The organism is Dokdonella sp., assembly GCF_019634815.1.
Classification (GTDB): Bacteria; Pseudomonadota; Gammaproteobacteria; order Xanthomonadales; family Rhodanobacteraceae; genus Dokdonella_A.
On sequence record NZ_JAHCAP010000028.1, the window covers coordinates 1 to 24,362 of the forward strand.

Annotated in this window: 20 protein-coding genes; 8 read left to right on the forward strand and 12 right to left on the reverse strand. The window is 65.8% G+C overall.

The window, feature by feature from the left end:
- Both KF759_RS12380 and KF759_RS12385 read left to right on the forward strand, forming a co-directional pair.
- On the forward strand, positions 1–1,713 hold a 1,713-nt coding region (locus tag KF759_RS12380; RefSeq protein ID WP_291225970.1), incomplete at its 5' end, for a hypothetical protein.
- A 10-nt stretch (positions 1,714–1,723) separates the two neighbouring features.
- Positions 1,724–3,787, forward strand: coding sequence for a hypothetical protein (locus KF759_RS12385; protein ID WP_291225972.1), 2,064 nt, complete (start codon positions 1,724–1,726; stop codon positions 3,785–3,787).
- A gap of 53 nt (positions 3,788–3,840) precedes the next feature.
- Here the strand turns inward: KF759_RS12385 and KF759_RS12390 are convergent, their stop codons facing one another.
- The 3 genes from KF759_RS12390 to rpsU form a co-directional block, all read right to left on the reverse strand.
- Entirely contained in the window at positions 3,841–5,661 is a 1,821-nt protein-coding gene (locus KF759_RS12390; RefSeq protein WP_291225974.1) for a DNA primase, read from the reverse strand.
- 54 nt (positions 5,662–5,715) lie between these two features.
- Positions 5,716–6,159, reverse strand: coding sequence for a GatB/YqeY domain-containing protein (locus tag KF759_RS12395; protein WP_291225976.1), 444 nt, complete (start codon positions 6,157–6,159; stop codon positions 5,716–5,718).
- A 162-nt stretch (positions 6,160–6,321) separates the two neighbouring features.
- Positions 6,322–6,537 (reverse strand): 30S ribosomal protein S21, encoded by a 216-nt coding sequence (gene rpsU, locus KF759_RS12400; protein WP_131996031.1) that lies wholly within the window; start codon positions 6,535–6,537, stop codon positions 6,322–6,324.
- A 61-nt stretch (positions 6,538–6,598) separates the two neighbouring features.
- On the opposite strand from rpsU, the gene tsaD reads away from it, so the two are divergent.
- Positions 6,599–7,657 (forward strand): tRNA (adenosine(37)-N6)-threonylcarbamoyltransferase complex transferase subunit TsaD, encoded by a 1,059-nt coding sequence (tsaD, locus tag KF759_RS12405; RefSeq protein WP_291225978.1) that lies wholly within the window; start codon positions 6,599–6,601, stop codon positions 7,655–7,657.
- A gap of 69 nt (positions 7,658–7,726) precedes the next feature.
- Here tsaD and KF759_RS12410 read toward each other — a convergent pair whose 3' ends face one another.
- On the reverse strand, positions 7,727–9,757 hold the full coding sequence (locus tag KF759_RS12410; RefSeq protein ID WP_291225980.1) for a choice-of-anchor Q domain-containing protein: 2,031 nt from the start codon (positions 9,755–9,757) through the stop codon (positions 7,727–7,729).
- Positions 9,758–9,978: 221 nt separating this feature from the next.
- Positions 9,979–10,992: an alpha/beta hydrolase gene (locus KF759_RS12415; protein WP_291225982.1), complete on the reverse strand. Its 1,014-nt coding sequence runs from the start codon at positions 10,990–10,992 to the stop codon at positions 9,979–9,981.
- On the opposite strand from KF759_RS12415, the gene KF759_RS12420 reads away from it, so the two are divergent.
- Entirely contained in the window at positions 10,991–11,350 is a 360-nt protein-coding gene (locus KF759_RS12420; RefSeq protein ID WP_291225984.1) for a dihydroneopterin aldolase, read from the forward strand. The two genes, KF759_RS12415 and KF759_RS12420, sit on opposite strands and share 2 nt — an antisense overlap.
- Entirely contained in the window at positions 11,350–11,754 is a 405-nt protein-coding gene (locus KF759_RS12425; RefSeq protein ID WP_291225986.1) for a 2-amino-4-hydroxy-6-hydroxymethyldihydropteridine diphosphokinase, read from the forward strand. Before KF759_RS12420 ends, KF759_RS12425 begins: the two co-directional genes overlap by 1 nt.
- A 27-nt stretch (positions 11,755–11,781) precedes the next feature.
- On the opposite strand, the gene KF759_RS12430 is transcribed toward KF759_RS12425, so the two are convergent.
- Entirely contained in the window at positions 11,782–12,528 is a 747-nt protein-coding gene (locus KF759_RS12430) for a pteridine reductase (RefSeq protein ID WP_291225989.1), read from the reverse strand.
- A 75-nt stretch (positions 12,529–12,603) separates the two neighbouring features.
- On the opposite strand from KF759_RS12430, the gene KF759_RS12435 reads away from it, so the two are divergent.
- Positions 12,604–13,776: an SAM-dependent methyltransferase gene (locus KF759_RS12435; protein ID WP_291225991.1), complete on the forward strand. Its 1,173-nt coding sequence runs from the start codon at positions 12,604–12,606 to the stop codon at positions 13,774–13,776.
- A gap of 27 nt (positions 13,777–13,803) precedes the next feature.
- On the opposite strand, the gene KF759_RS12440 is transcribed toward KF759_RS12435, so the two are convergent.
- Both KF759_RS12440 and KF759_RS12445 read right to left on the reverse strand, forming a co-directional pair.
- Entirely contained in the window at positions 13,804–15,033 is a 1,230-nt protein-coding gene (locus KF759_RS12440) for a multifunctional CCA addition/repair protein (RefSeq protein WP_291225993.1), read from the reverse strand.
- 69 nt (positions 15,034–15,102) lie between these two features.
- Positions 15,103–17,193, reverse strand: a complete 2,091-nt coding sequence (locus KF759_RS12445; RefSeq protein ID WP_291225995.1) for a transglycosylase SLT domain-containing protein — start codon at positions 17,191–17,193, stop codon at positions 15,103–15,105.
- Between the two features lie 310 nt (positions 17,194–17,503).
- Between KF759_RS12445 and KF759_RS12450 the strand changes: the two genes are divergently transcribed.
- Positions 17,504–20,410, forward strand: coding sequence for a TonB-dependent receptor (locus KF759_RS12450; protein WP_291225997.1), 2,907 nt, complete (start codon positions 17,504–17,506; stop codon positions 20,408–20,410).
- A gap of 107 nt (positions 20,411–20,517) precedes the next feature.
- On the opposite strand, the gene KF759_RS12455 is transcribed toward KF759_RS12450, so the two are convergent.
- From KF759_RS12455 to KF759_RS12470, 4 genes are all read right to left on the reverse strand, one after another.
- A complete protein-coding gene (locus KF759_RS12455) occupies positions 20,518–21,312 on the reverse strand; it encodes an endonuclease/exonuclease/phosphatase family protein (protein ID WP_291225999.1) in 795 nt (264 codons plus the stop codon).
- 53 nt (positions 21,313–21,365) lie between these two features.
- Positions 21,366–22,037 carry a thiol:disulfide interchange protein DsbA/DsbL gene (locus KF759_RS12460; RefSeq protein ID WP_291226001.1) on the reverse strand — a complete coding sequence of 224 codons (672 nt, stop codon included), beginning with the start codon at positions 22,035–22,037 and terminating at the stop codon, positions 21,366–21,368.
- 36 nt (positions 22,038–22,073) lie between these two features.
- Positions 22,074–22,787, reverse strand: coding sequence for a thiol:disulfide interchange protein DsbA/DsbL (locus KF759_RS12465; protein ID WP_291226003.1), 714 nt, complete (start codon positions 22,785–22,787; stop codon positions 22,074–22,076).
- Positions 22,788–22,894: 107 nt separating this feature from the next.
- Positions 22,895–23,629, reverse strand: coding sequence for a c-type cytochrome (locus KF759_RS12470; protein ID WP_291226005.1), 735 nt, complete (start codon positions 23,627–23,629; stop codon positions 22,895–22,897).
- A gap of 73 nt (positions 23,630–23,702) precedes the next feature.
- On the opposite strand from KF759_RS12470, the gene yihA reads away from it, so the two are divergent.
- Entirely contained in the window at positions 23,703–24,317 is a 615-nt protein-coding gene (gene yihA / locus KF759_RS12475; protein WP_291226007.1) for a ribosome biogenesis GTP-binding protein YihA/YsxC, read from the forward strand.
- Positions 24,318–24,362 lie beyond the last annotated feature (45 nt).

The following is a 24,362-nucleotide window of genomic DNA, read 5'->3' on the forward strand; positions in this document are numbered from 1 at the left end:
CCGAGCTGCAACACCTGCACGACCACGCATCCGCTCAACCCGATTGTGAGCCTGGTGAAGGCACTGACCGCCGAGAGTGGAACCGTGATGGGCGTTGCCGAGCCGGGCGAGACCCTCACCTACACCATCACGCTGAGCAACAGTGGCGGTGTGAATGCCACTGGCGTGGGCGTCACCGATCCACTCGATCCGAATGTTGGATTCCTCAGCGCGGACAACGGCGGCGTGTTTGGCGCTGGCGCGGTGACGTGGAGTGGACTCACGGTGCCGGCGGGCGGAACTCTGGTACTGACGGTGCAGACCCAGGTGGCGGATCCGATCCCGGCGAATGCGACGCAGATCGTCAACTTGGCCTATGTGACCGGCTCGACGCCTCCGGCGTGTCCGCCGGACGGTCCGCAGTGCGTGACGATCCCGACCCTGGCCAACCTCGCAGTCAACAAGGTGCTGTCGGGCGAGAGCATCACTGCGGACGGCATTGCCGAGCCGGGTGAAGTCCTCACCTACACGATCACCGTGAGCAACAGTGGTGGTACGGCGGCGCTCAACACGATCGTCAACGAAGTGGTGCCGCAGAACACGACCTTTGTCGCCGACCTGCCCAATATCTGGGTTGGCTGCGCCGACGGCGCGGTGGCGGGAACACCTTGCGTCACGATCGTCAACGTGCCGGCGCAGTCGGGTGGTACGCCGGGCAGCGTGAGCGTGACCTTCAAGGTGCGGGTCGACGATCCATTGGCAGCAGGTGTGACGTCGATCTTCAACGCGGTCGCGCTCAACGACGGTACGCCGCCGGATTGCGTGGCGTTGCCCACGAGTGCCGGATGCGCGGTGGTGCCGACCTCGAACCTGCGTCTGACCAAGGTGGTCGATTCGGTTACGCCGACCGGCCCGGGGCGCTATCTGGTTGCCTATCGGATCGACGTCGTCAACCTTGGCGGCTCGGCGGCGACTTACACGCTGACCGACACCTTCGGCTTCACCAACGCCGGGGTGGTGTTCACCGGCAACGCCCAGGTGACGACGATTGGCGGCACGCTTGATCCGGGGCTGGTCGGTGGCCAGTTCCCGCCGGTCAACGGCTCGATCGTGCAGATCTCGGCGCCCGGAGTGGCGCTGGCAATCGGTGCGACGCACAGCTACACGGTGCGGGTGCCGATCGGGGTGCAGCCGGCGAATCTGCAGAACGGTACCTGTACCGGCGCCGCGGGTCATGGCCTCTACAACGAAGCTTCGCTCACGGGTTCGGCCGATCTCGAAAGTGCCGCGTGTGCGCCGGTGACGGCTGACGTGCCGCTGATCAATCTGGTCAAGACCGTGACACTCGGTCAGGACTTCAACAGTGACCACTACGGCGATGTCGGTGACGTGCTCGAGTACCAGTTCACGATCAGCAATCCGGGTGCGTTGCCGCTCAGTCCGGTGCAGTTGTTCGATCCGCGCCTGCAAAGCCTGCAGTGCGATCCGACGACGATCGGCGGCCAGCCGTTCCGCGTGGTGCCTGGCGACGAGCTGTTCCGCGACGAGTTCAACGGAGCGACCACCGGTACGCTGGTGCCCGGCGATTCGGTACTGTGCACGGGTACCTATACGCTGACCGCAAGCGACGTTGCCCGCCGTCAGGTGGTCAACACAGCGGCGGCGACCGGTATCGCGCCTGGAGGTCAGGCCGTATCCTCGGTTTCGACCGCCATCTTCACAATGTTCCGCTGAGGACCTGCACATGAACGGATTGATCAAACAGGCAACACGTGCACTGGGCCTGCTTACGGCAACGGTCATGGCAGGCATGGCCTTGCCGGCGATCGGTGGAACCTTGAGCTTGAGCCAAACGACCGGTGCGGCCGCGAGCCACGCCAATGCGCTCGCCGGAGAGTTTGCCGTCACCGTCAGCAATGACGGTGACGGGAGTCTGGGCGAAGTGCGATGGCTGTCCGACCGCGATCACATGGTCGATTGCGGCATGCAAACGGTGCAGGGCCGGGGCTTTGCCGGGCAGGTACTGGCTGCGGGTGACAGCCTGCGGTGCATGGTCTATCCGCTGGCGCAGACGCGCCTGCGCAATGCCAGCATCGTGGTGCTGGCGCGCAATGCGGACGGCAAACGCGTGCAGCGCACGCTCAACCTGATGCAGCCGGCGGCAACGCCGGCGCAGGGGATCGCGGTGCTGGCGGGCGGAGCCATCCACATCGACAGCAACACCGATGGCCTGCTGCAGGCCGGCGAGACGATCAGCTACGACTACACCGTACTCAACCTCGGCACGCTGGCGCTGTCATCGCTGGCAGTGACCGATATCGACGGCGCCGTGACCTGTCCGTTCACGACCCTGGCGGTCGGCGCGTCGATGAGCTGCTCGCGCACGCACTCGATCACGATCGCCGAGGCGGGCGCAGGCATGGTTTCCAACCAGGTCGACCTCAATGGCGTGGATGCGGCCAGCACGCCGATCATCGCCGGTGATTTCATCGTCACGCAGAACCTCGGTGGCGATGCCGGCATCCGCGTGTTCAAGAGCCCGATGCTGTTCGACGATGTCGACAACAGCCTGTATGCGAGCCCGGGCGACGTACTGCGCTACACCTTCGTGATCAAGAACGACAACGCGCAGACGCTGGCGTCGGTCAACCTCGTCGAGCCCGATCCGAGCCGCATCGATACGCCGATCACCTGCAATCCGACCACGCGCAATGGCCTGCCGTTTGCGGGCTTGGGCAGCGGCACTCTGCAGTCCAACGACCTCGTGCTGTGCCGCGCCGATTACACGATCGTGCCGGCGGACGCGACGCAGGGTTCGGCCGACAACCTCGCCAATGCGAGTGCGCAGCCGGGGATCGGCGGGCCGGTGCAGGGCACGGGCGCGTCGGCCGTGGTGATCCCGACGCCGGCGAATGTGGCGATGGCCAAGGCACTGACGGGCGAAAGCGGCAGCCAGCCAGGTGTCGCCGAGCCCGGCGAAACGCTGACCTACACGATCACGCTGACCAACAGCGGTGCAGCCACTGCCTTCAATGTCGGCGTGGTCGATCCGCTCGATCCGAACGTGAGTTTCGTCAGCGCCAATAATGGCGGCAGTCCGTCCGGTGCCACCGTGGTCTGGAGCGGACTCACCGTGCCGGGCAATGGCAATCTGGTGTTGACCGTGGTGGTGACGGTTGTCGATCCGCTGCCGATCAACGCCACCCGCGTGATCAACCTGGCCTATGTCGGCGGCACCACGCCGCCCAATTGCAATGCCTTGCCGCTGCCGCCCAATTGCACGGACACGCCCACGGTGGTGCCGCCGCGCCTGCAGGTGACCAAGACCGTGGATACGCCAAGCATCGATCCGGGTGGCGTGGCCACCTACACGGTGACGGTGAGCAATGTCGGACCCGTGGTGGCGAACAACGTGGTGATTTCCGATCCGCTGCCTGCGGGCATCGTTGCCTTCCAGTGGACTTGTGTTGCAAGCGGCGGCGCCAGTTGCGCGAACGCGAGCGGAACCGGCGCGATCAACGAGACCATTCCTTCGCTGCCGATCGGTGGCGTACTCACCTACACCGTCGATGCGACGTTCTCATCAACTGCAGCCGGTACCGTGCTCAATTCGGTGCTGGTCACGCCCTCGCAGAACACCGTGTGCATGCCGCAACAGGTGCCCGGTCCTTGCGATGCAACCGTGCCGGTGACGGTGCGCGGAACCGCGCCGACCAAGGTGCCGACCTTGGGCAATCTGGCAATGCTGTTGATGGGTCTGGCGATGGTTGCGCTGGTCTGGCAGCGGCGCGAGCGTCATTCCCGCTGAGCTTGAGCGGGCGCCGTCCGGTGACGGCGCCCAGCGGCCAGCAAGGGGCGAGTTCAGCGCGGGGTCTGACTGCGCGAGGCAAGCAGGCCGCGCAATTCATCCTTTTCGTCCTCGCCAAGGCCCCCTTCACCGAGGCGGGCCTGCAGGTCCTCGATGCGTTGATGCCGCGTCTGCCGTTCGAGCTGGCGCATGGCGTCGGCAAACTCGCTGCGCGCGGCGTCGACGTCGCCCGGAAATTCGCTGACCGCAAGCGTCTGCAAGGCATTGATCTCGGCGCGGTCGGCAAAATGCTCGAGCAGGGCGCCGGTGGTGAGCTCGGGTCGTGCGCGTCCGAGTTCGATCAGTTCGACCAATAGTGCGACGCCGCGCTGGCGCAAGCTCGCAAACTGCCAGGGCGGCTCGATCGTCGAGGCGAGGCCGGGTTGCTGCACGAGCAGGGTGATGGCGGCGCGCACGAGTGAACGTTGTGGCGGCCGCACCGAAGCGCGGTCGCCCTTGCCGGCATCGGCGCTTGCCACCTTGGCAGGCAGGGTCTTGGCACCACTGCGGCGTTCGAGTTCTTCGAACATGAGGTCGCGGAATGCGCCGTCGGGGATGTGCGCGAGCAAGGGTCGTGCGCGTTCGGCCAGGCGTGCCTTGCCGTCGAGCGTGGCGAGGTTGACATCCTTGGCCAGATCGCCGAACAGGAACTCGCTGAGCGGCGTGGCGTCCTTGAGGCGCTGCTCGAAGCCGGCCAAGCCTTCCTTGCGCACGAGGCTGTCGGGATCCTCGCCATCGGGCAGGAACAGGAACAGCGCCTGACGCCCGTCGCGCATTCGCGGCAGCACCGACTCCAGCGCACGCCACGCGGCCTGGCGACCGGCACGATCGCCGTCGAAACAGAAATAGACATCGCTGCATTGACGAAACAGGATTTCGGCGTGATCGCGCGTGGTTGCGGTGCCGAGCGTGGCCACGGCCTGGGTGATGCCGGCTTGATGCAGGCTGATCACGTCCATGTAGCCCTCGACCACGATCAGGCGCGGAATCTTCGCGTGTGCTTCGCGCACCTGCCACAGGCCGAACAGCTCGCGTCCCTTGTGAAACAGTGGCGTCTCGGGCGAATTGAGGTATTTCGGGCCGGGATCATTCTTGCGCGCGTCGGTGGTGGTCGGTCCGGGATCGGCTGCGCTGCTGGCCTGGCCTGCGTCCGTTGCTGCTGACTTCGCAGCCGGCTGGGTGAGGATGCGCCCACCGAAGGCGATCGTGCGACCTCGGCGGTCGAGGATCGGAAACATCACGCGATCGCGGAAGCGATCGTACTTGGAGCCACGCTCGCCGCCGCTGAACATGCCGGCCTTGTCGAGCAGGGCGATGCGCTGCGCGTTGGTGCCGAGCGCACTCTTTAGGCCATCCCAGGCGTCGGGTGCATAGCCGAGCCGGAAGCGCGCAACGATCGCGTCATCGAGTCCGCGGCGCTGGAAATAGTCGAGCGCACTTGTGCTCGCGGCGAGCTGGCGGCGGTAGTAGCCGGTCGCTGCATCGAGCAATTCGTAGAGCTCGCTGGAGTCCTCGCGCGGCGCCGCCTTGCCTCCTTCGAAGGGCACCTTGAGCCCGGCACGATTCGCCAGTTCCTCGACCGCGTCGGGAAATTCGAGGCGGTCGTAATTCATCAGAAAGCCGATTGCGCTGCCATGCGCGCCGCAGCCGAAGCAGTGATAGAACTGCTTGTTCGGACTGACCGTGAACGAGGGCGAGCGCTCGTCGTGGAACGGGCAGCGTGCCGACCAGTCGCGGCCAGCCTTCTTGAGCTGCACACGCTCCTGGATCACATCGACGATGTCGATGCGGGCGAGCAGTTCGTCGATGAACGTGTCGGGGATGCGTCCGGACATGGGATCACCCGCATGCCATGCTGCAATGATCCGGGCAGGCGGTTGGCCGGGATCTCAGCCGAGGCGGGTCTTGATCAGGGCCGACACCTTGCCCATGTCGGCGCGACCGGCAATGAGTGGTTTGACCAGACCGACCACCTTGCCCATGTCCTTGGCGCTGCTGGCGCCCGCGTCGGCAATTGCCTTGCTGACGATCGCCTCGACTTCAGCCTCGTCGAGCTGGGCGGGCAGATAAGCCTGGATCACCTCCATCTCGAAACGCTCGACCGCGACCAGGTCATCGCGTGCGGCGGCTTCGAACTGTGTAACCGAATCCTTGCGCTGCTTGAGCATCTTCTCGAGCACGGCCAGGACCTGGGCATCATCGAGCGTGATGCGCTCGTCGACTTCGCGCTGCTTGATCGCGGCGTTGATCAGGCGGATCACGCCAAGGCGCTGCTTGTCGCCGCCCTTCATGGCGGTCTTCATGTCGTCGTTGATGCGGAGCTTGAGGGACATGGCGCACTCTTTCGGGTTGGGGCGGGTGATCGGGTGGGGCGGTGGCGCGTTCGGTTCGCGGGCAGGGTCCGGCTAACGCAAAAAGCCGGCGGCGCTTGCGCACGGCCGGCTCTTCACAGCCCTGGAATCGACAGTGGCGGCCGCGCGGGCCGCCCGACCGCATCAATACAGGCGTTGGCGCTTGGTCACGTCGCGCGAAACGCGGCGCAGGTGGCGCTTGACCGCGGCAGCACGCTTGCGCTTGCGCTCCTGGGTCGGCTTTTCATAGAACTCGCGCTTGCGCACTTCGGCGAGCACGCCGGCCTTCTCGCAGGTGCGCTTGAAACGGCGCAGGGCGAACTCGAACGGCTCGTTTTCGCGGACTTTGACGCTGGGCATTGGAACTCCACTTGCCTGTTGCCCGGGGTTTTCGGGCGGGTGAGCCGTGTATTCTAGCGTGATGGACGAGTCATTTGCAAAAGCCCCGGGTGTCGTCCCGGTCGGGCCGGTGCTGGGCATCGAGACCTCCTGTGACGAGACCGGCGTGGCAGTCTACGACGCCGGTCGCGGTCTGCTCGCGCACACGCTGTACAGCCAGATCAAGCTGCATGCCGATTATGGCGGCGTGGTGCCCGAACTGGCCTCGCGCGACCACGTGCGCAAGCTGCTGCCCTTGGTGCGCGAGACGCTCGAGCGTGCCGGGATCAGCAGCGCGGACCTCGGCGGTGTGGCCTATACCGCCGGGCCGGGACTGATCGGTGCCCTTCTGGTTGGCGCCGCGGCCGCACGTTCGCTGGCCTGGGCGCTGGGCGTGCCCGCGATCGGGGTCCACCACATGGAAGGCCACTTGCTCGCGCCCCTGCTCGAAGCCGATCCGCCGCAGCCGCCCTTCGTCGCCTTGCTGGTGTCGGGTGGGCACTCGATGCTGATCGAAGTCGCCGCGGTCGGGCGCTATCGCTTGCTCGGCGACACGCTCGACGACGCCGCGGGCGAGGCTTTCGACAAGACCGCCAAGCTCATGGGCTTGCCGTATCCGGGTGGCCCGGCGCTGGCCAAACTCGCCGAACAGGGACGCGAAGGCGTGTTCCGCTTTGCGCGGCCGATGACCGATCGGCCCGGACTGGATTTCAGCTTCTCGGGCCTCAAGACCCAGGTGCTGCTGGCTTGGCAGGGCAGTGATCGCAGCGCCCAGACCCAGGCCGACATCGCGCGCGCATTCGAAGAGGCGATCGTCGAGACCCTGGTGATCAAGTGCCGCCGGGCGCTGGCCGCGACCGGCGCGAAGACGCTGGTGATCGCCGGTGGCGTCGGTGCCAATCGGCGCCTGCGCGCGCAACTGGCGCAGGCCGGCGAGCGCGAAGGTTTCCGCGCCGCGTTTCCGCGGCTGGAGTTCTGCACCGACAACGGCGCAATGATCGCGCTGGCCGGCGCGCTGCGCCTGGCTGCGGGCCAGCACGAAACACCTTCGATCTTCGTGCATCCGCGTTGGGACCTGCAAAGCCTGCCGGCCTTGCGTTGACTGCGCGCCCGTCGCAGGCATGAAAAAGCCGGCTTGCGCCGGCTCCTTCATTGCGCACATCGGCTTGCGCTACGGGCCACCCAATCGGGCATCGAAGCCATCGGTGAAGATGCGGTCGTTGTCGACTTCGAATGCGCCGACGTCGGGATTTGCTCCCACGGTCCTCGCATAGCCGCGCTGATCGAAATCCACGGGCAGCGGATTGCTGCCGGCGTCGATCGCGGGACTTCCGACGCCCAGTGCATGGGTCTTGGTCGGTCCGCCATTGAATGCGAGCGCTTGCAGCAAGGGATCATCGGTCAACGGCGGCACCGTCCAGGTCACCCCGTTGCTGGTGATGGTGATGTTGTGGTCGCCATCGACCGACGCGCCTGAATCATAGACGACCAGATCAGCTGCGCTCGGGTCGGCGATCGAGGTGTTGTTGGAGATGATCGTGCTTTGTATCACGCGGGCACCCGCGGCCGAACCGTAGAGCATGACACCACCGGCATTGGACGGGGCTGAATTGAAAGCGATCGTGCTGTTGCTCAGCTGCACCGTCGAAGCGGCGATGCCGCCACCCGAGGAGCCATAGCTGGTGAGAATCTGGTTGGCCGAAACCGTGCTGTCGATCAGCGTCAATGGAACGGCGTAGTACATGGCGATGCCGCCGCCCCAGGCCATGGCGCTGCCCGTCTGTGCCTGAGCCACATTGCCGCTGATCGTGCTGGCGAGAACCTGCAGTTCGCCGTAACTCGAGAGTATGCCGCCACCGCCAACGGTGTAGCCGGAATCGACCTCGCTGATCACGTGGTTGTCATGGATCGCACTGCCGGCGATCGTGAGCGGATGTTTGGCATGAATGCCGCCACCGTAGGCATAAGTCGACGTGGTCGTCGCGCTGTTGCCCGCAATCTCGGAATATTTGGCCATGGAATAGGTTGGCGGTCCGGTCACCTCGCGGCCGAGCCATGCGCCTGTCAGCGAACTGGGCGCTGCGCGCCCCGCGCGGGGCGTGGGTGGCACCGCGGCGAGGAACAATCCCCCTCCGAAAGCGTCGCCATTGGCCTGCGCCGTGTTGTTGGCGACGGTCGTGCCCAGGATGCCGGCGAAACCGCTGGCCGTGCCTCCGCCATAGGCTTTGCCGTAGGCGAAGTCGGTAACGGGTGAACCATCGACGACGTGGGTGTAGTAGCCGCCATTGGCGCTGACCGTGTTGCCGCTGACATCCGACTGGATCAGATAAGCCATGGAATCGGGTTGCATCATCGTCACGCCGCCGCCGATCGCCAGGAAGTACGGGGCGGCGGCCGGAAGCGTCCCGTCGGGAGCGAGCACCTGGTTGACATGGTTGCCGCTGATCGTGCCTTGCAGGAACATCAAGTTCTGTCCGGCAATGATGCCGGCGCCGGCGGCAACCCGAAATGCGGTCGCGGAACTGTTGCTGATCGTCGAATACTTGATATAGGCAGTGCCACCCACGGCAACGGCACCACCATAGGCCATTTCGGTTTCGGCGTCGCCAACCGAGCAGCCGCTGATGGTGGCATTCTGCAGATTCAGGTTGCCTGCGGTGTAGAGGCAACCACCCACCGTGCTCCCGCCGCTGGGCGTCGCCCGGCCATTGGTGAGGCTGATGTCCGTAAGCGACAATGAGCCCGCGCTGGTGATCACGCGCCCCTTGCCGCCGCCATCTAGCGTGAGCAGATCGCGGCCCGAGCCTTTGATCGTGACGTCGGCCGAGGTGGTCAGAGGGCTCGACAGCGTGATGCGTCCGGCAAGGCCTTGCAGGTCGATCACGTCGCCATCGGCGGCCGTGGCCAGGGCCTCGCGCAAGGAACCGCTGCCGCTGTCGGCAAGCGAAAGGATCTTGCGCAGGGTCGGCGCTCGCGCAGCGGGCGCAGGCAGCGACTGCGCGAGTGCGAGTGCGTGGTGGAACGGGCCGGAATTCCCGGTTCGCTGCAGAACCTGCAGCGCATCGGCGCGAGCGTGGATCACGCCTGGGCGGCCGGCAGGCTCGTTGGCGGCGGCAGCAGTGCCGACGAGCACCAGGGCGAGTGCCGAGCTCAGGGCGTGGATTTTGAGACGTCGTGTGGTTCGTTTGGTGTGGGTGCGCATGGTTCCTCCTGCAGACGAGATGTCCGGGCTGCGATCGGGCGCGCGTCTGCACGGGGCCGCAAGGCGCGCGTGTTGTCCCGATTCTGCCCCCTGTGAGGCGCCGACATCGCGCGATGTCAGTCGCATCGGTCAATGTGGCCGGGTCAGCATAACGCGATCCGCCCCGATTCTGTGATGCAGTTCGCATTTGATGCCGGCGTCTGCCCGCGATGGGCTCCGCCTCATGGCGGCGCGGCGATGTTCGAGGCCGCCGGCTGCGTGTGGATGAAGGCGAGGATGTCGCGCAGTACCGGTGCCTGGGGGGCGCGGGGGTGGGCCAGCGCAAGCAGCAGTGCTGAATGACCGATCCGCGGATAGACATGCAGGGTGACCGCTTCGCCGTGGGCCTGCAGTGCTGCGGCAAGGCGGCGGCTGTTTTCGGGATCGACCTCGTCGTCATCATCGCCGCTGAGCAGGAGCATCGGCGGTTCGCGGCCGTCCACGAAGGCCACCGGCGCGGCTTGGTGCCATTGATCCGGCGCTTCGCCGAACACGTCCAGCATCTCCTCGTCCTGCGCGTCGGCGGGCAGGAAGGCGTAGACACCGGCCAGACCGATGCAGCCGGCCAGGTCACGCGGCGTCAGGCCTTGCGCCGCGAGCCAGCGCGGGTCGGTGGCCAGCAGGGCGGCAATGTGTCCGCCCGAGGAATGACCCATCACGAACAATCGCTGCGGATCGCCGCCATAGGCTGCAACGTGTGCGCGCACCCAGCCAATCGCGCGCGCCGCGTCACGCATGAAGCCGCCGAGGTCGACATCGGGCAGCTTGCGGTAGTCGGGGATCACCGTGATCACGCCGTGCGCGGCGAGGGCATTGCCGACGAAGCGAAACCAGCCACGTTCGCCACCGAGCCAGCTGCCACCGTAGAAGAACACCACCACCGGGGCGTCATGGACATTGATCGGCGCATACAGATCGAGCGAGAGTGCGCGCCGGTTGTCGAACTCGATGTGGTCGAAGTGGCGAACGCGGTTGCGAGTGCCCGCCGCATCGACGCTGGAGAACCAGCGTCCGTGGCAGGCACCGAGCAGGAGCGCAAGCGCCAGCCAGACGACGCCGAGGCGGCGCCCTGGGCGATGCGTCAGCAGGGCGGTCGCCGCACTCATCGCCGCGCAGTATGCGCCGCTGCCGCCGGCTTGTCGCCGCGCTGTGGAATGTCGATCATCGCTGCCTTCGGGACAACGAACGTGCGTCATGGATCAAGTCTTCATCGATGCCCTGCAAGTGGGAACCTGCATCGGCATCCATCCGGGGGAGCGCGATCGCCTGCAGCCATTGCTGCTCACGCTCGAACTGGGCTTCGACAACCGCGCGGCTGCAGCCAGCGGCAAGCTCGCCGACAGTTTCGACTACGCAGTGATCGCCACGACCTTGCGCGAATGGGCGCAAGCCTGGGACGGTGACTTGCTCGAATCCTTCGCCGAACAGGCTTGCCAGTTGCTGCGCGAGCGCTTCGCCGCGCGCGAAATCGACTTGCGCGTGGCCAAGCCCTTGGCGGCGCAGACGCTCGGCTGCGCCAGCGTCGGTGTGCGTCTGCGCCGGACCTTCGCCTGATGTCCGCGCGCTACCTGCTGCTGCTCGGCTCGACCCGCAGTGATGACGGGCACGTCCGTGCGGCCTTGCATGATCTGGCCAACCTCGGCGCGGTCAAGCTGTGCGCGCCGATCCAGCACGGCCCAGGCAGCCGCGATCCGCGGCGCATGTACTTCAACGCCCTGGCCGAACTCGAGTTCGACGGCGAAGCCGCTGCGCTCGTTGCTGCTCTCAAGGCGATCGAAGCCGGCCTGGGCCGGCAGCGCGGCAGCGCCGAGGTCGCCATCGACATCGACCTGCTCGCGCGCTGGGTCGATGCGCGCTGGCTGGCCGATCCGCACGCGCTGGCGAAGGGCGAATTCGTGCAGGCCCACACGCGCGCGCTGCTGGGCGCCGCAGACATCGACATCGATGGCGTGATCTGAGCAGACCGCTCGGGCGCGTGCCCGGCGTCAGATGTGCAGCAGGCGGCCGCCATCGACCGGCAGCACGATGCCGCTGCAATAGCCCGCATCGCGCAGCAGGAACAGCACCGCGTTGGCGATGTCCTGCGGCGAACCCTGTCGACGCAGGGTGGTGCGCTCGGTCACGGTCTGCTCGGTCTCGGCCTTGATCGGATTGGTCGACCACAGCACGTTGCCCGGTGCGACCGCGTTGACGCGCACCTGCGGCCCGAGTTCGAGCGCGAGGGCTTTGGTCGCCATCAACAGTGCAGCCTTGCTGATGTCGTACAAGGCATGCCCGGCGAGTGGACGCTGCGCGTAGATGTCGGTGATGTTGACGATCGCGCCTTGTGCCTCGCGCAACGCCGGCGCAGCGGCGCGGGCGAGGAAGAACGGCGCGCGTGCATTGACCGCGAGCAGCTCGTCCCATTGCGCGACGCTGACGGTGTCCAGTGGCGTGGCATAGAACTGCGATGCGTTGTTGACCAGTGCGTCGAGCCGGTTGAAGCGCGCCAGTGCGGCATCGACAAGTTCGGGCAGGCTGTCGGGATCGCCAAGGTCGGCATGCAGCGCGATCGTGCTGTCGCGTCGTGCGGCCTCGAGCTCGGCGCTCAATGCCTCGAGCTCGGCGAAGGAATGGCGCCCGTGCAGGGCGAGGTCGTAGCCGGCAGAATGCAGGGTGCGTGCGATCACCGCGCCGATGCGGCGGGCTGCGCCGGTGACCAGCGCCACCGGCCGGGTGGTGTGTGCGTGCATCGTAGGGCGTCCCCGCAGGTTATGCTGGCCACATTGGCACCGCGCGAGTGTCGCAGAAATCCACGCCCCTGTTTCGTGTCCGACCGACTTCCCGAACCCGACGCCGACGAACGCACTCACTCGGACCAGCTCGTTGCCCTGATTGCCCAGGAGATCGCGACGCAGGGACCGATGCCGTTCTCACGCTTCATGATGCTGTGCCTGTATGCCCCGGGTCTTGGCTACTACAGCGCAGGGCGCATGAAATTCGGCGCCGCCGGCGACTTCATCACCGCGCCCGAACTCGGACCGCTGTACGCGCGCTGCATTGCGCGTGCCCTGGTGCCCAGCCTGCGTGAACTCGGGCCGCAGGCCGACTTCCTTGAGTTGGGTGGTGGCAGCGGCGCGTTCGCGGTCGATGCCCTGCGCGAACTTGCGCAACAGGACGCTCTGCCACGCCGCTATTTCATGCTCGAGCCCAGTGCCGATCTGCGCGCGCGCCAGCATGAACACGTGCATGCGCAACTGGATGCAACCCTTGCAGCGCGCGTGAGCTGGATCGAACGGCCCCCGGAAGACGCGTGGCAGGGCGTGCTGTTTGCCAATGAGGTGATCGATGCCTTGCCGGCCACGCGCTTCACCCTGCGTGATGGCGAGGTGTACGAGGAATGCATCGCGCGCGAGCATGGCCGCTTCGTCCGTGTCGATCGTCCGGCCGATGCGCTGGTCGCCGGCGCCGTGCGACAGGTCGAACGCGCGCTGGGTGCGCCTTTTGCCGATGGTTATCGCAGCGAGATCCTGCCGCAGCTGCCGTACTGGCTGCAGGCCATCGCGGCGCCGTTAGAACGCGGCCTGCTCTTGTTTGCCGACTACGGCTATCCGCGCGCCGAGTTCTATCTGCCGGAACGCAGCGACGGCACGCTGGTTTGCCACTACCGCCATCGCGCGCATGCCGATCCCCTGCACTGGCCCGGACTCACCGACCTCACCGCCTTTGTCGATTTCACCGCGTTGGCCGAAGCCGGCGTCGGCGCTGGCTTCGATTTCGTCGGCTATGCGCCGCAGGGCCAGTTCCTGCTGGCCAGTGGCTTGCTCGATCTCGTCGATGCGGAAGGGGATGAAGTCGAACGCGTGCGGCAGTTGACTGCGGTCAAGCGCCTGACCTTGCCGGGCGAGATGGGTGAGCGCTTCCAGTTGATGGCCTTCGCGCGTGGCCTCGACGTGGCATTGCCGTGGCTGCGCGCCGTGGATCTGTCGCGCCGGCTGTAGTCGAGCGAAACGAGCGTACTTGCGGCCTCAGGGCGCCTGATTCCCGAGCGCCGCGATCGCGCGGATACGCGCCTTGCGCAGCGCCGCGCCGATCGCAGGTCCTTGCAATCCTTGCGCGAGCAGCGGCGCCGCCTCGACCGCGCGTGCGGCGGCGAGCGCTGCATGCAGGCGACCGGCTTGCGGATAGGCGGTTTCGGCGTAGCCATGGCGGCCGCGTGCATCGGCCTCGCAGGCGAGCAGGAAAGGCGAGAGGCGTTCGGGCCGGCGCAGGCAATCGAGTGATTCGAGCAGGCGCAGCAGCGTGCTCGCGCGCAGTTCGAGCGCGCGATGCGCGCTGAGGTGATGCCGGCACACCAGTTCGGCGAGCGCGCAATGTTCGGCTGGTGGCTTGAGCCGCGCGCACAGCGCGCGCAATGGCGCCACGCCACGCCGCTCGTGCAGGACATGACGCGGCAGTTCCGCCGCTGGCGTGAGCGCCTTGCCCAGATCATGCGTGAGCGCACAGAAGGCGACGAGATCATCGTCTGGCGCAAGCCGTGCGGCCATGTCGAGCACGAGTTCGATGTGAATGCCGGTGTCGATCTCGGGGTGATACTCGGCGCGCTGCGGTACGCCGTAAAGCGCATCGACTTCGGCAAACAGCACGCGCAAGGCGCCGCAGGCGCGCAGCGCGCGCAGGAAAGCCGACGGCGTCGGTTCGGCAAGGGCCTTGCGCGTTTCCTGCCAGACCCGCTCAGGCACCAGGTGATCGATTTCGCCGGCTGCCACCATCTGTTGCATCAACGCGAGCGTCTCATCGGCGATGCGAAAGCCCAACGGCGCGAAGCGCGCGGCAAAGCGTGCAACGCGCAGCACGCGCACCGGATCTTCGGCAAAGGCCGGCGTGACGTGGCGCAGCAGGCGCGCTTCGAGGTCGCGCTGGCCGCCAAACGGATCGATGAGCGCGCCATGCTCGTCCTGCGCGATTGCGTTGATGGTGAGGTCGCGGCGCGCAAGGTCCTGCTCCAGTGTCACCGAAGGTTCGGCGTGAAAGGCGAAGCCGTGGTAACCGTGACCGCTTTTGCGCTCGGTGCGCGCGAGTGCGTATTCCTCGTGCGTGTGCGGGTGCAGGAATACCGGGAAATCCCGCCCCACCGGCCGATAGCCGTGATCGAGCATGGCCTGCGGCGTGGCGCCGACGACCACGAAATCGCGATCGGCCACGGCGCGACCAAGCAGCCGGTCACGGACCGCGCCGCCGACGAGATAGGTGCGCATCGCTGGATGTTCCTTGGCCACGCCGCATTGTGCCAGCGATGACGCAGACGCCGATCACCGCATGCCGAGCTAATGCGCTGGCGGGGTCGGACTGGCGACGGCCGGTGTGGGCGCAGAATCCTGTGCGGCCGTTGGTGCGGCGTTGGGCGTGGCCACGGTTTCGCCCGGCGCGCAGATCACCGCCTTGCGCGGCGTGTCGGCATCGGGCAACACATAGGCCTGGCCGATGCGGGGCATGCGCGAGGACAGCGTGAGCACCTTGCCGTTGAGGCGCCAGTCGTAGATGACGCTGAAGGCCATCACGCGCGCGACGTATTCACGGGTTTCCTTGTACGGAATGGTCTCGACGAAAAAATCCGGATCGAGCGTGCCGCGTGCCGCCACCCAGCGGTCGACCGCACCTTCGCCGGCGTTGTAGGCGGCGCTGGCAAGCCAGGGGCTGCCCTGGAAGGCGTCGGCCATCTGCGCCAGATAGGCCGTGCCCAGGCGGATGTTGAAGTCGGGCTTGAAGAGGTCCTGCGGGCCGGCATAGGGCAGTTTGAGTGACTTGGCGACCTGTTTGCCGACGGCGGGCAGGAGCTGCATGAGGCCATAGGCATTGGCATGCGATCGCGCATCGCTCATCCACGCGCTCTCGGCGCGCAGGATGCCGTAAGCCCAGCTTGGATCGATGCCTGCCTGGTTGGCGGAACGGTGCATCACATCGGCCATGCCGAGTGGAAAGCGCTGCTCGTAGAGCCGCTGCGTGCCCGGGTCGGCGGAAAACGCGAACACCGCGCGGTCGTACCAGCCGAGGCGGTAGGCTCGGTCGGCGGCGAGCCGGCGATCGTTGTCGTCGAGCTTGGCCATTGCGAACGCCCACTCGCGTCGCGCCTCGCGCAACATGTCGAGGGCATGGAATTCGAAGGCACGGGCGAGATCGGCTTGCTGCGCGATGCGTGCCTCGGCGGCGTCACCACCGGCCAGCGTGTCGGGACAGATCGAATAGGGTTGGTCGAGCCAGTCGGCGGCCAGGAAGCCGTGATAGTTCGCCTCGCGCGCCACGGCGGCGAAAATCGATCGCGCCTCGCTGTCGCGGCCGAGCTTGGCGAGGATGCGGGCACGCAGGTAGCGCCAGCGCGCGTCGGCCTTCTGCGTCTGGGTCATGCGATCGAGTGCGCTCAGGGTCTCGGCGTAGTCGCCGCCGACCAGCGCCATCCTCACGTGCCACTCGCGTGTGGCATCGTCGTCAGCGGCATCGGGCAGGGCCTTGAGGCGGGCCAATGCATCCGGCGAATAGCTGGTCGCGCGATACAGCGCGATCGCGTTGAGCACGCGATCCTTCTGCGTGGCGTCCCATTTGAAACGTGTTTCGAGGTCGGCCCACAGTGTTTGAGCGTCCAGGCTGCTGCGGCGTGCCAGCCGCGTCAGTCCCCAGGCGATCGCGTCACGCGTGCGCGGCGTGTCGGTCCAGGTCTTGGCCTTGGCCAGTTGCGTGGCCGGGTCATTCAGGGTGGCCGTGATGCGATCGGCCTCGGCGCGCTGCTTGCCGGTCAGCAGGGCGGCGGCATCCTTGGCTGCCGCGGGATTTCCGCTGGCGGCGCTGCGCTCGATCCGGGCCCAGACCTCGGCATCGGTGAGCAGGCCCTGCGCGCGAGCGGTGGCCAGCACCGGCGCGCAGGCGTCGGGCAGTGCGCGTTCGCTGTGCCAGATCGCTTCCAGATCCTTGGCAAAGGAGAGCGTATCGCCCGCGGACAGCCGTGCCTGCAGCGCGTCGCATTGCAGGTCGAGGTCGGTGAATGACGCTGCGAATTGACGAAACCTGGCCCAATCGCCACGGCGCGCAAGTTCGCGCAGCCAAGCCTTGCGCAGGTCATTGGCGGGCAAGGTATCGGGGAAGCGATCGAGGAAGGCCTTGATTTCGCTTGCGGTGCGCGACTTGAGGTTGCCACGCAGCGCGGCCAGCTCGACATAGGGGTAGAGCGGATAGTGGTTTTCCCGCAGCAGCGTCTTCCAGTGTCGCGAGGTGTCACTGTCAGGCTGCGACGCGGCCGCCAAGGCGGCGCGGAAGGCTTCACGCTGTGCGTCGAGGTCGGCAGGGCTGGCCACGACGAGCTTGCTTGCGGCAATGAATGACGCGGCGCACAACAAGCTGTGCCGCCATTTCAAACGGAAACCCATGCTGCTCCCAGGCATTCGGCCGTGCCTGTCAGTTTAAGGCAAGGCTGATCCAGTGGCGAAATCATCTGCCCCAGTCTGCGGCAGCGCACCACATCCGTGTGCGGGTGGGCGGGGAGTCTGGCGGGTGCATCGTTCGTTCCGAATCGCCTTGGTCGATACGCACCCCGCGCCTGCTTGCAACGGGAGGCCCTGTACAAGACGCAAACATTTCATTTACATTTTCCTAATGCCTGCCGGTTTGGGGGTGGGCCGGTGTGGCCCGGCAGCAGGCGCGACCGCGGTCTTCCTTGATTTCCATTTGGAGAGTTCCATGCGTTCAAGAGGTCAGGTTCAAGTTGCATTCCACGCGCTCGCCGGCGCGATTCTTCTGTCCCTGTACGCGATGCCCGCATTTTCCCAGGACAGCGGCGACAAGCCCCAGCAGCTTCAGTCGATCGAAGTGACCGGCTCGCGCATCAAGCAGACCGAAATCGAGACCCAGTCGCCGGTGCTCGTGATCGATCGCAAGCAGATCGAGCGTACCGGCTTGCTCACGGTCGGCGACATCCTCCAGCAGCTTACCGCCGGCGGCAAGGCGCTCAATGCCAAGTTCAATTCATCGGGCAACTTCGGTTTCCCGTCCGATGGCGGCGGCATCGGCGCGGGCTCGGCCCAGGTCGACCTGCGCAACCTCGGTTCCAAGCGCGTGCTGGTGCTGGTTGACGGCATTCGCTGGGTCAATGAATCGTCCGCCTCGGGCGTGAGCGGTTCGGCCGACCTCAACACGATTCCGGTGTCGATCATCGAGCGCATCGAAGTGCTCGAAGATGGCGCCTCGGCGATTTACGGCTCCGACGCAATCGCCGGTGTCATCAACATCATCACCCGCAAGACATTCGACGGCGCTGAAGTCAGTGGCTACTTCGGTCGTTACTCGGGCTTCGGTGGCGACACCAAGGAAGGCTCGCTCACGATCGGCGGCAGCAGCGAACGCTTCTCCGCGATCGTCAATGCCAGCTACTTCAAGCAGGACGGGATCAGCGCCGGCAAGTGGTGGCAGTCGGCGATGCCGCAACCGTATGCGGGTCTGGCCGCGGGCAGCTCGGGCATTCCGCAGGGGCGCTTCACCTTCTGCGATCCGGCACGTCCGATCACCAGCTACGGCGGCTGCGATGCCGCGCAGGAAAACTGGTACGACATCACCCTCAATGGCGGCACCACGGCGCCGGTGTGGGATCCGACCGATCCGTCGGCGGGCACCTATCACAACTTCAGCGGTGCGGACCGTTTCAATTTCGCGCCGTTCAACTTGCTGCTCACGCCCAATGAGCGCAAGGCGATTTTTGCCAGCGCGACCTATTCGGTCAGCGATACCATGCGCCTGCACGTGCGTGCGCTCTACAACAACCGCACCTCGGCCAACCAGGCCGCACCCGAGCCGATCTTCGTCGGTCCGTATGCGGGTACCGGTGGCATTGCCGACACGATCTATATTTCCGCGCAGAATCCTTACAACCCGTTCGGCATCGATCTCGACCCGGCAAGCAACCTTGGCTGGATCACCAAGCGTCCGATCGAGGTGGGCCCGCGCATCTTCAATCAAGCGGTGGATACCTGGTACTTCAACGCCGGCCTTGACGGCACCTGGGACTTCGGCCGCGGCCTGAACTGGGATGCCAACATCGTGCATTCGGAGAACAAGGCCGACCAGACCTTCTACAACGGCTTCAACCTCTCCCACCTGTCCTTGGGCCTGGGCGACCCGGCGATCTGCGCCGCGGTGCCGAACTGCGTGCCGATCGATCTGTTCGGTGGCCAGGCGCGGCCGATGACGCCCGAAATGATCAACTGGATCCGTTCAACCCAGGTGGATCGCAGCCAGCAGAAGCTCGACCTGGCTTCGTTCAACGTGTCGGGCGATCTGTTCAACATCATCGACTCGCGTGCGGTCGCGTTTGCGGCCGGCGTCGAGTACCGCCGCTATTTCGGCTCCTTCGACCCCGATCCGCTGCGTCAGTCGGGCGAATCGCAGGACTCGCAGGCAAAGGCCGTTGCCGCCTCGTACCATGTGAACGAAGTTTATGGCGAGCTCAACGTGCCGGTGTTCGACTCGCTCGATCTCAGCGGCGCGGTGCGCTATTCCGATTACTCCACCTTCGGCGGCGAGACCACCGGCAAGGTCGGCTTCCGCTGGCAGCCGACGGCCGACTGGCTGTTCCGTGGTTCGTATTCGACCGGCTTCCGCGCACCGTCGATCGGCGAGCTCTATGGCCTGACCCAGTTCGGCGCCACCCTGACCGACCCTTGCGGTACCACGGGTTCGCCAGGCCCGGCCGGTCCCGAGTATGTCGCGGGCTGCCAGGCGCAGGGCGTGCCGGCCTCGTTCGAGCAGGCCAACACGCAGATCACCACGATCACCGGTGGCAACCCCAACCTCAAGCCGGAGACCTCGCGCAGCTATCAGGTCGGTACCGTCTACAGCCCGAGCTGGGCTGAAGGCCTGGCCGGCACCGAGCGCCTCGATTTCGGCGTCACCTACTACCACCACAAGCTCAGCGATGCAGTGGGTGCGCGCGATATCCAGGCTCTGCTCGATGACTGCGTCCGCTCCGGAGGTGTCGACCCGGTGCTGTGCGCGCCGTTCACGCGTCAGGCGGGCGGCAACCTCAATCCGCCCGAGAACAAGTTGACCAACCTCGGCACGATCAAGACCGACGGCGTCGACGTCAAGATCAACTGGTCGAGCGACGAGTTCAGCTTCGGTCGCCTGCGTGTCGCACTGCAGGGCACCTGGGTGCACAAGTACGAGGAAGTCGACGCCTGGGGTTCGGTCTCGACGCGCGCGGTTGGGGTTGAAGTCAGCGACAGCTCGATCCCGAAGTGGCAGATCAATACCCAGCTCGGTTGGGCGATGAACGACTGGAGCGTCAACTGGAATGTGCGTTACATCCACAAGGTGTACGAGGATTGCGGCGCGGCTGCAGTCACCGGACCGAACATTCCAGGCTGCGCCAATGCGAGCATGAGCCACGAGCTCGGCGACACCTACTACCACGATCTGCAGGTCGGTTGGACCAATGCGATCGGCGTCGCCAACCTGTCGCTCACGGCCGGCATCAACAACCTGTTCAACAAGCAGGCGCCGGTGTGCTACACCTGTTCGCTCAATGGGTATGACGCAGGCACCTACGACCTGCCGGGCCGCTTCACCTACGTCCAGGCGAGCTACAAGTTCTGATCGGTTCCTGCCGTTGTTGCAAAAGGCCGCCTTCGGGCGGCCTTTTTTTTCGCGTGTTGTCTGTCGTGGAAGGCGCGAAAGCCGCGCGCCGGAATCAGTCGCGTGGTTCAGGACCGCGGCAGCGAGGCCGGAACGCGAATTCGAGCGGCAATCGGCAAGTGGTCGGACACCGGGTGCGACAGCGCCCAGCGTGCTTCGACCGTGATCGAGCGCGAAACCAGGATGTGGTCGATCGCGCGTTTGGGTTGCCAGCTGGGGAAGGTTGCCGGGAGCTCCTCGGGCATGACCAGCGATGTCTGCCTGAACAGGGGGGCCAGCTCGCGGCTCTGCGCCGAGGTGTTGAGATCGCCCATCAGCACCGCCTGCGCATGACCATCGAGCAGTTCGGCGAGGAAGGCAACCTGACGCGCCCGCGCCTGCGCACCGAGCGAGAGATGGGCAACCACCACGATCAGTTCATCGGCGCCGTTCCCAAAGCGCACCCACAGGGCGCCACGGCCGGGAATCCGGCCAGGCAGCGGATAGTCGAGTACCTCGCGCGGCTCCTCGCGTGCCAACAGCCCATTGCTTGAGGTCGCCAACTTCGACACGCGCCGGTTGGGCTGATGGGTCCAGAACGGAAAGTGCGCGGCTTCCGCCAGATACTGGGTCTGATTGAGAAAGCCCGAACGCAGGCTGCCGGCATCGGCTTCCTGCAGGCCGACGAGGTCGAATTCACCGAGCAGGCGTGCCAGGCCGTCGAGGTTTTCGCGCTTGCCGTGCGGCAGCACCTGCTTCCAGCTGCCGGTGACGTAGTCACGGTAACGCTTGACGCTGCCACCGGCGAGTATGTTGCAGCTGAGCAGGCTCAAGCTGCGTCCCGTCGCGGGATCGCTGCTTGCTGGAGCAGGTGCGCGCATCATGCTTCGAGGCCGGCGATGTCACCGGCGCCAGCAGCAGCGCCGGTGCGCGCGGATCACTTCTTGGCAGCCTTGGCCGGCTTGGCCTTGGCGTCGTGTTCCTTCTTCACCAGCCAATCGACGAGTTCGACCATCTGCGGAAAGCCGCCGGCCGAGGCGCCGGTGATGCGGTACTTGCCGTTGACGACGATGCTCGGCGTGCCGTCGATGCCGTCGTTCTTGACGATTTCCATCGAGCGCGACAGCTTGCTCTCGACCTCGAACGATGCCGCCGTGGCGAGGAACTTGGCACGGTCGACGCCTTGTTGGGCGTAGAAGCTCGCGAGGTCCTCGATCGAGCGCATCGGAATGTGATCGCGATGGAGCGCGTCGAACAGCGCCTGGTGGGTCTTGCCTGCAACGCCCATCGATTGCGCCGTGTAGTAGGCGCGCGCGAACGGTTCCCAGCTCGCGTTGAATATTGCCGGCATGTACTCGAACTGCGCATAGGCGGGCAGCGACTGCTTGATCTGCTCGGCATAGGGTTGGAAATGTGCGCAGTGCGGGCAGGCGTAGGAGAACACCTCGAGCACCTCGACGCGATCGCCAGTGGCGGTTGGCTGCGCGGGCGAGATGAGGAAGTAGTTGGTGCCTTCCGTCCATTTCGGCGTATTGGCCGGGGTATCGGCGGCAATGGCGCCGGTGCAGAACAGCAGCGTGGCCAGCAACAGGCCGATACGCTTGATCATGGGTTGATCCTCGTGGTTTGCAGGTGGGACGTTAGATCAATTCGCCGGTTTGGCGCCCGCTTCCTTGGCAATCAGGTACTGCACGAGCGGAACGACCTGTTCGAGGCTGCCGACCGAGCGCCCGGTGAAGCGGTACTTGCCGCCGACGACGATGGTCGGCGTGGAGTCGACGCCATAAGCGCGCAGCAGCGAGTCGGCACGCTTCATCTTGGCGTTGACGGCGAAGGAACTGGAAGTCGCCACCACGTCCTCGGGCTTGGCACCAAAACGAGCATAGAACTTCGCCACATCCTCGATCGTCGGCATCCGCTTGACCAGCTGATGAGTGACCGGATCGGTGATGCGCAGGCTGCCATCATCCTTCCAGATTGCGTCGAACGTGGCGTCGTGGACCTTGTCGCTGATGCCCAGCGCCTGTGCGGTGAAGTAAGCGCGCTGGAACAGCGGCCAGTTCTCTGCGGTATTGAACGAGGCCGGCAGGTAGGTCAGCACGGCATTGGCGGGCAGCGTGTCGTGAATCTTCTTCATCGTTGCCTGGAACGCATTGCAGGCCGGGCAGCCGTAGGAAAAGATCTCCACCACTTCGATCTTGCCGTCGACCGTGCCCGGCTGGGCCGGTTCGATGAGGAAATACTGCTTGCCTTCGACGAAATTGCCGGCGGCAGGTGTCTGCGCATGGGCAACCGAGAGGGCGGCAACGAAGCCGAACAGCATGGCCGCGGCGCGAATGAAGGTCGGACGCTTGAACATCGACACGGACTCCGGGGAAAAAGAGGAAACACCCGCGCTTGCGGCGGGGATGGGAGGCTGACTGGCCGCAGCGCATGCGCCGCGGCCAATCCGGCGCAGGCATGGGACTACGGGGTGGCGCCCTGGGTTCCCGAGCCCGCGCTGTGCAGGCCTTCGATATAGGAGGCAACCGCGGCGATGTCCTCGGCCGACAGGCGCTTGGCGATCGTCGGCATGATCTGCGCGTTGGTGTCCTTGCCCCAGGTCGTGCCGCTCTTCCACTCGGTGAGCTTGGCCTGTACGTAGTCGGCCCACTGGCCGCCCAGTTCGGGGAAGCCGGCGCCGGCGATACCGCGGCCGTCGGGACCGTGGCAGGCCATGCAGGCCGGTACGCCGAGCGTGGCATCGCCGCCGCGGTAGAGCGCCTGGCCGCGCTCGACGAGCTTTTCATCGGCCACGCCGGGCACGATCGACTTGCTGGCGAAGAACGCCCCCAGGTCATGCGCATCCTGCGCCGACAGCGTCGAAGCAAAACCGAGCATGATCGCGTTTTGCCGCGCCTGCGACTTGAACAGCTCGATCTGGCGCGCGATGTAGGCCTCGTTCTGACCGGCGAGCTTGGGATACTGCTTGTCAGAGGAATTGCCATCCATGCCGTGGCAGGCAGCGCAGACCGCCGACTTGGCCTCGCCGGCCTTGGCGTCGCCGGGATGTACCGAAGTGCTGCCCTGCGCCAGCACATCGGCGGTGCAAAACGCGGTCAGGAGCAGCAGGGATGAAACCGTGGCATGCCGAAAACCCATACACTCGCTCCACAGATCGGGGATGATGACTGCACCGACACCGCAAGCATTCACTGCCACGGCACGAATGCGAAATTATCCCCGCGACTCCAAGGTCGGTCAAACCGGCCCCTCATCCGGCCCGTAACCACCCATGTCGTCCAATCCGTTTCGCCAGGCGCGTTTCCTCACCAGCGCCCATCGCATCGACCAGTTGCCGCGCGATGAAGGCGTCGAAGTCGCCTTTGCCGGCCGCTCCAATGCCGGCAAGTCGAGTGCGCTCAATGCAATCTGTGACCAGCAGAGTCTGGCGCGCACTTCGAAAACCCCGGGGCGCACGCAGTTGCTCAACGTGTTCCCGATCGGCGAGGACGGCCAGGCACGCCTGATCGACCTGCCCGGTTACGGCTACGCCAAGGTGCCCGAGGCAATGCGCGATCATTGGCGTGGCGTGATCGACGCCTACCTGCGCACACGCCGGTCCCTGTGTGGCCTGGTGCTGGTGATGGACGCGCGCCATCCGCTCAAGGATTTCGATCGCCAGATGCTCGGCTTTGCCGCCGCCAGCGGGCGCGAGAGCCATTGCCTGTTGACCAAGGCCGACAAGCTGTCGCGTGGCGAAGCCGCGCGCACCCTGCAGCAGGTGCGCAAGGAGCTGGATCTGCTCGCGCACGGCGCCACCGCCCAGTTGTTTTCGTCGCTCGCGCGCAGCGGACTCGACGAGGCGCGCACGCGTGTCGGCGATTGGCTGGGGCTGGGCAGCGGCTGAAGCGCCCTTTGGTTCTTCCGCAGCGACCCCATTTCGTTTTCCCCT

Excerpts from the sequence above, each read along its gene's own strand:
- KF759_RS12385 (WP_291225972.1), top strand. The coding sequence starts at position 1,724 with ATGAACGGATTGATCAAACAGGCAACACGTGCACTGGGCCTGCTTACG.
- KF759_RS12390 (WP_291225974.1), bottom strand. The coding sequence starts at position 5,661 with ATGTCCGGACGCATCCCCGACACGTTCATCGACGAACTGCTCGCCCGC.
- KF759_RS12395 (WP_291225976.1), bottom strand. The coding sequence starts at position 6,159 with ATGTCCCTCAAGCTCCGCATCAACGACGACATGAAGACCGCCATGAAG.
- rpsU (WP_131996031.1), bottom strand. The coding sequence starts at position 6,537 with ATGCCCAGCGTCAAAGTCCGCGAAAACGAGCCGTTCGAGTTCGCCCTG.
- tsaD (WP_291225978.1), top strand. The coding sequence starts at position 6,599 with ATGGACGAGTCATTTGCAAAAGCCCCGGGTGTCGTCCCGGTCGGGCCG.
- KF759_RS12410 (WP_291225980.1), bottom strand. The coding sequence starts at position 9,757 with ATGCGCACCCACACCAAACGAACCACACGACGTCTCAAAATCCACGCC.
- KF759_RS12420 (WP_291225984.1), top strand. The coding sequence starts at position 10,991 with ATGGATCAAGTCTTCATCGATGCCCTGCAAGTGGGAACCTGCATCGGC.
- KF759_RS12415 (WP_291225982.1), bottom strand. The coding sequence starts at position 10,992 with ATGACGCACGTTCGTTGTCCCGAAGGCAGCGATGATCGACATTCCACA.
- KF759_RS12425 (WP_291225986.1), top strand. The coding sequence starts at position 11,350 with ATGTCCGCGCGCTACCTGCTGCTGCTCGGCTCGACCCGCAGTGATGAC.
- KF759_RS12430 (WP_291225989.1), bottom strand. The coding sequence starts at position 12,528 with ATGCACGCACACACCACCCGGCCGGTGGCGCTGGTCACCGGCGCAGCC.
- KF759_RS12440 (WP_291225993.1), bottom strand. The coding sequence starts at position 15,033 with ATGCGCACCTATCTCGTCGGCGGCGCGGTCCGTGACCGGCTGCTTGGT.
- KF759_RS12445 (WP_291225995.1), bottom strand. The coding sequence starts at position 17,193 with ATGGGTTTCCGTTTGAAATGGCGGCACAGCTTGTTGTGCGCCGCGTCA.
- KF759_RS12450 (WP_291225997.1), top strand. The coding sequence starts at position 17,504 with ATGCGTTCAAGAGGTCAGGTTCAAGTTGCATTCCACGCGCTCGCCGGC.
- KF759_RS12455 (WP_291225999.1), bottom strand. The coding sequence starts at position 21,312 with ATGATGCGCGCACCTGCTCCAGCAAGCAGCGATCCCGCGACGGGACGC.
- KF759_RS12460 (WP_291226001.1), bottom strand. The coding sequence starts at position 22,037 with ATGATCAAGCGTATCGGCCTGTTGCTGGCCACGCTGCTGTTCTGCACC.
- KF759_RS12465 (WP_291226003.1), bottom strand. The coding sequence starts at position 22,787 with ATGTTCAAGCGTCCGACCTTCATTCGCGCCGCGGCCATGCTGTTCGGC.
- yihA (WP_291226007.1), top strand. The coding sequence starts at position 23,703 with ATGTCGTCCAATCCGTTTCGCCAGGCGCGTTTCCTCACCAGCGCCCAT.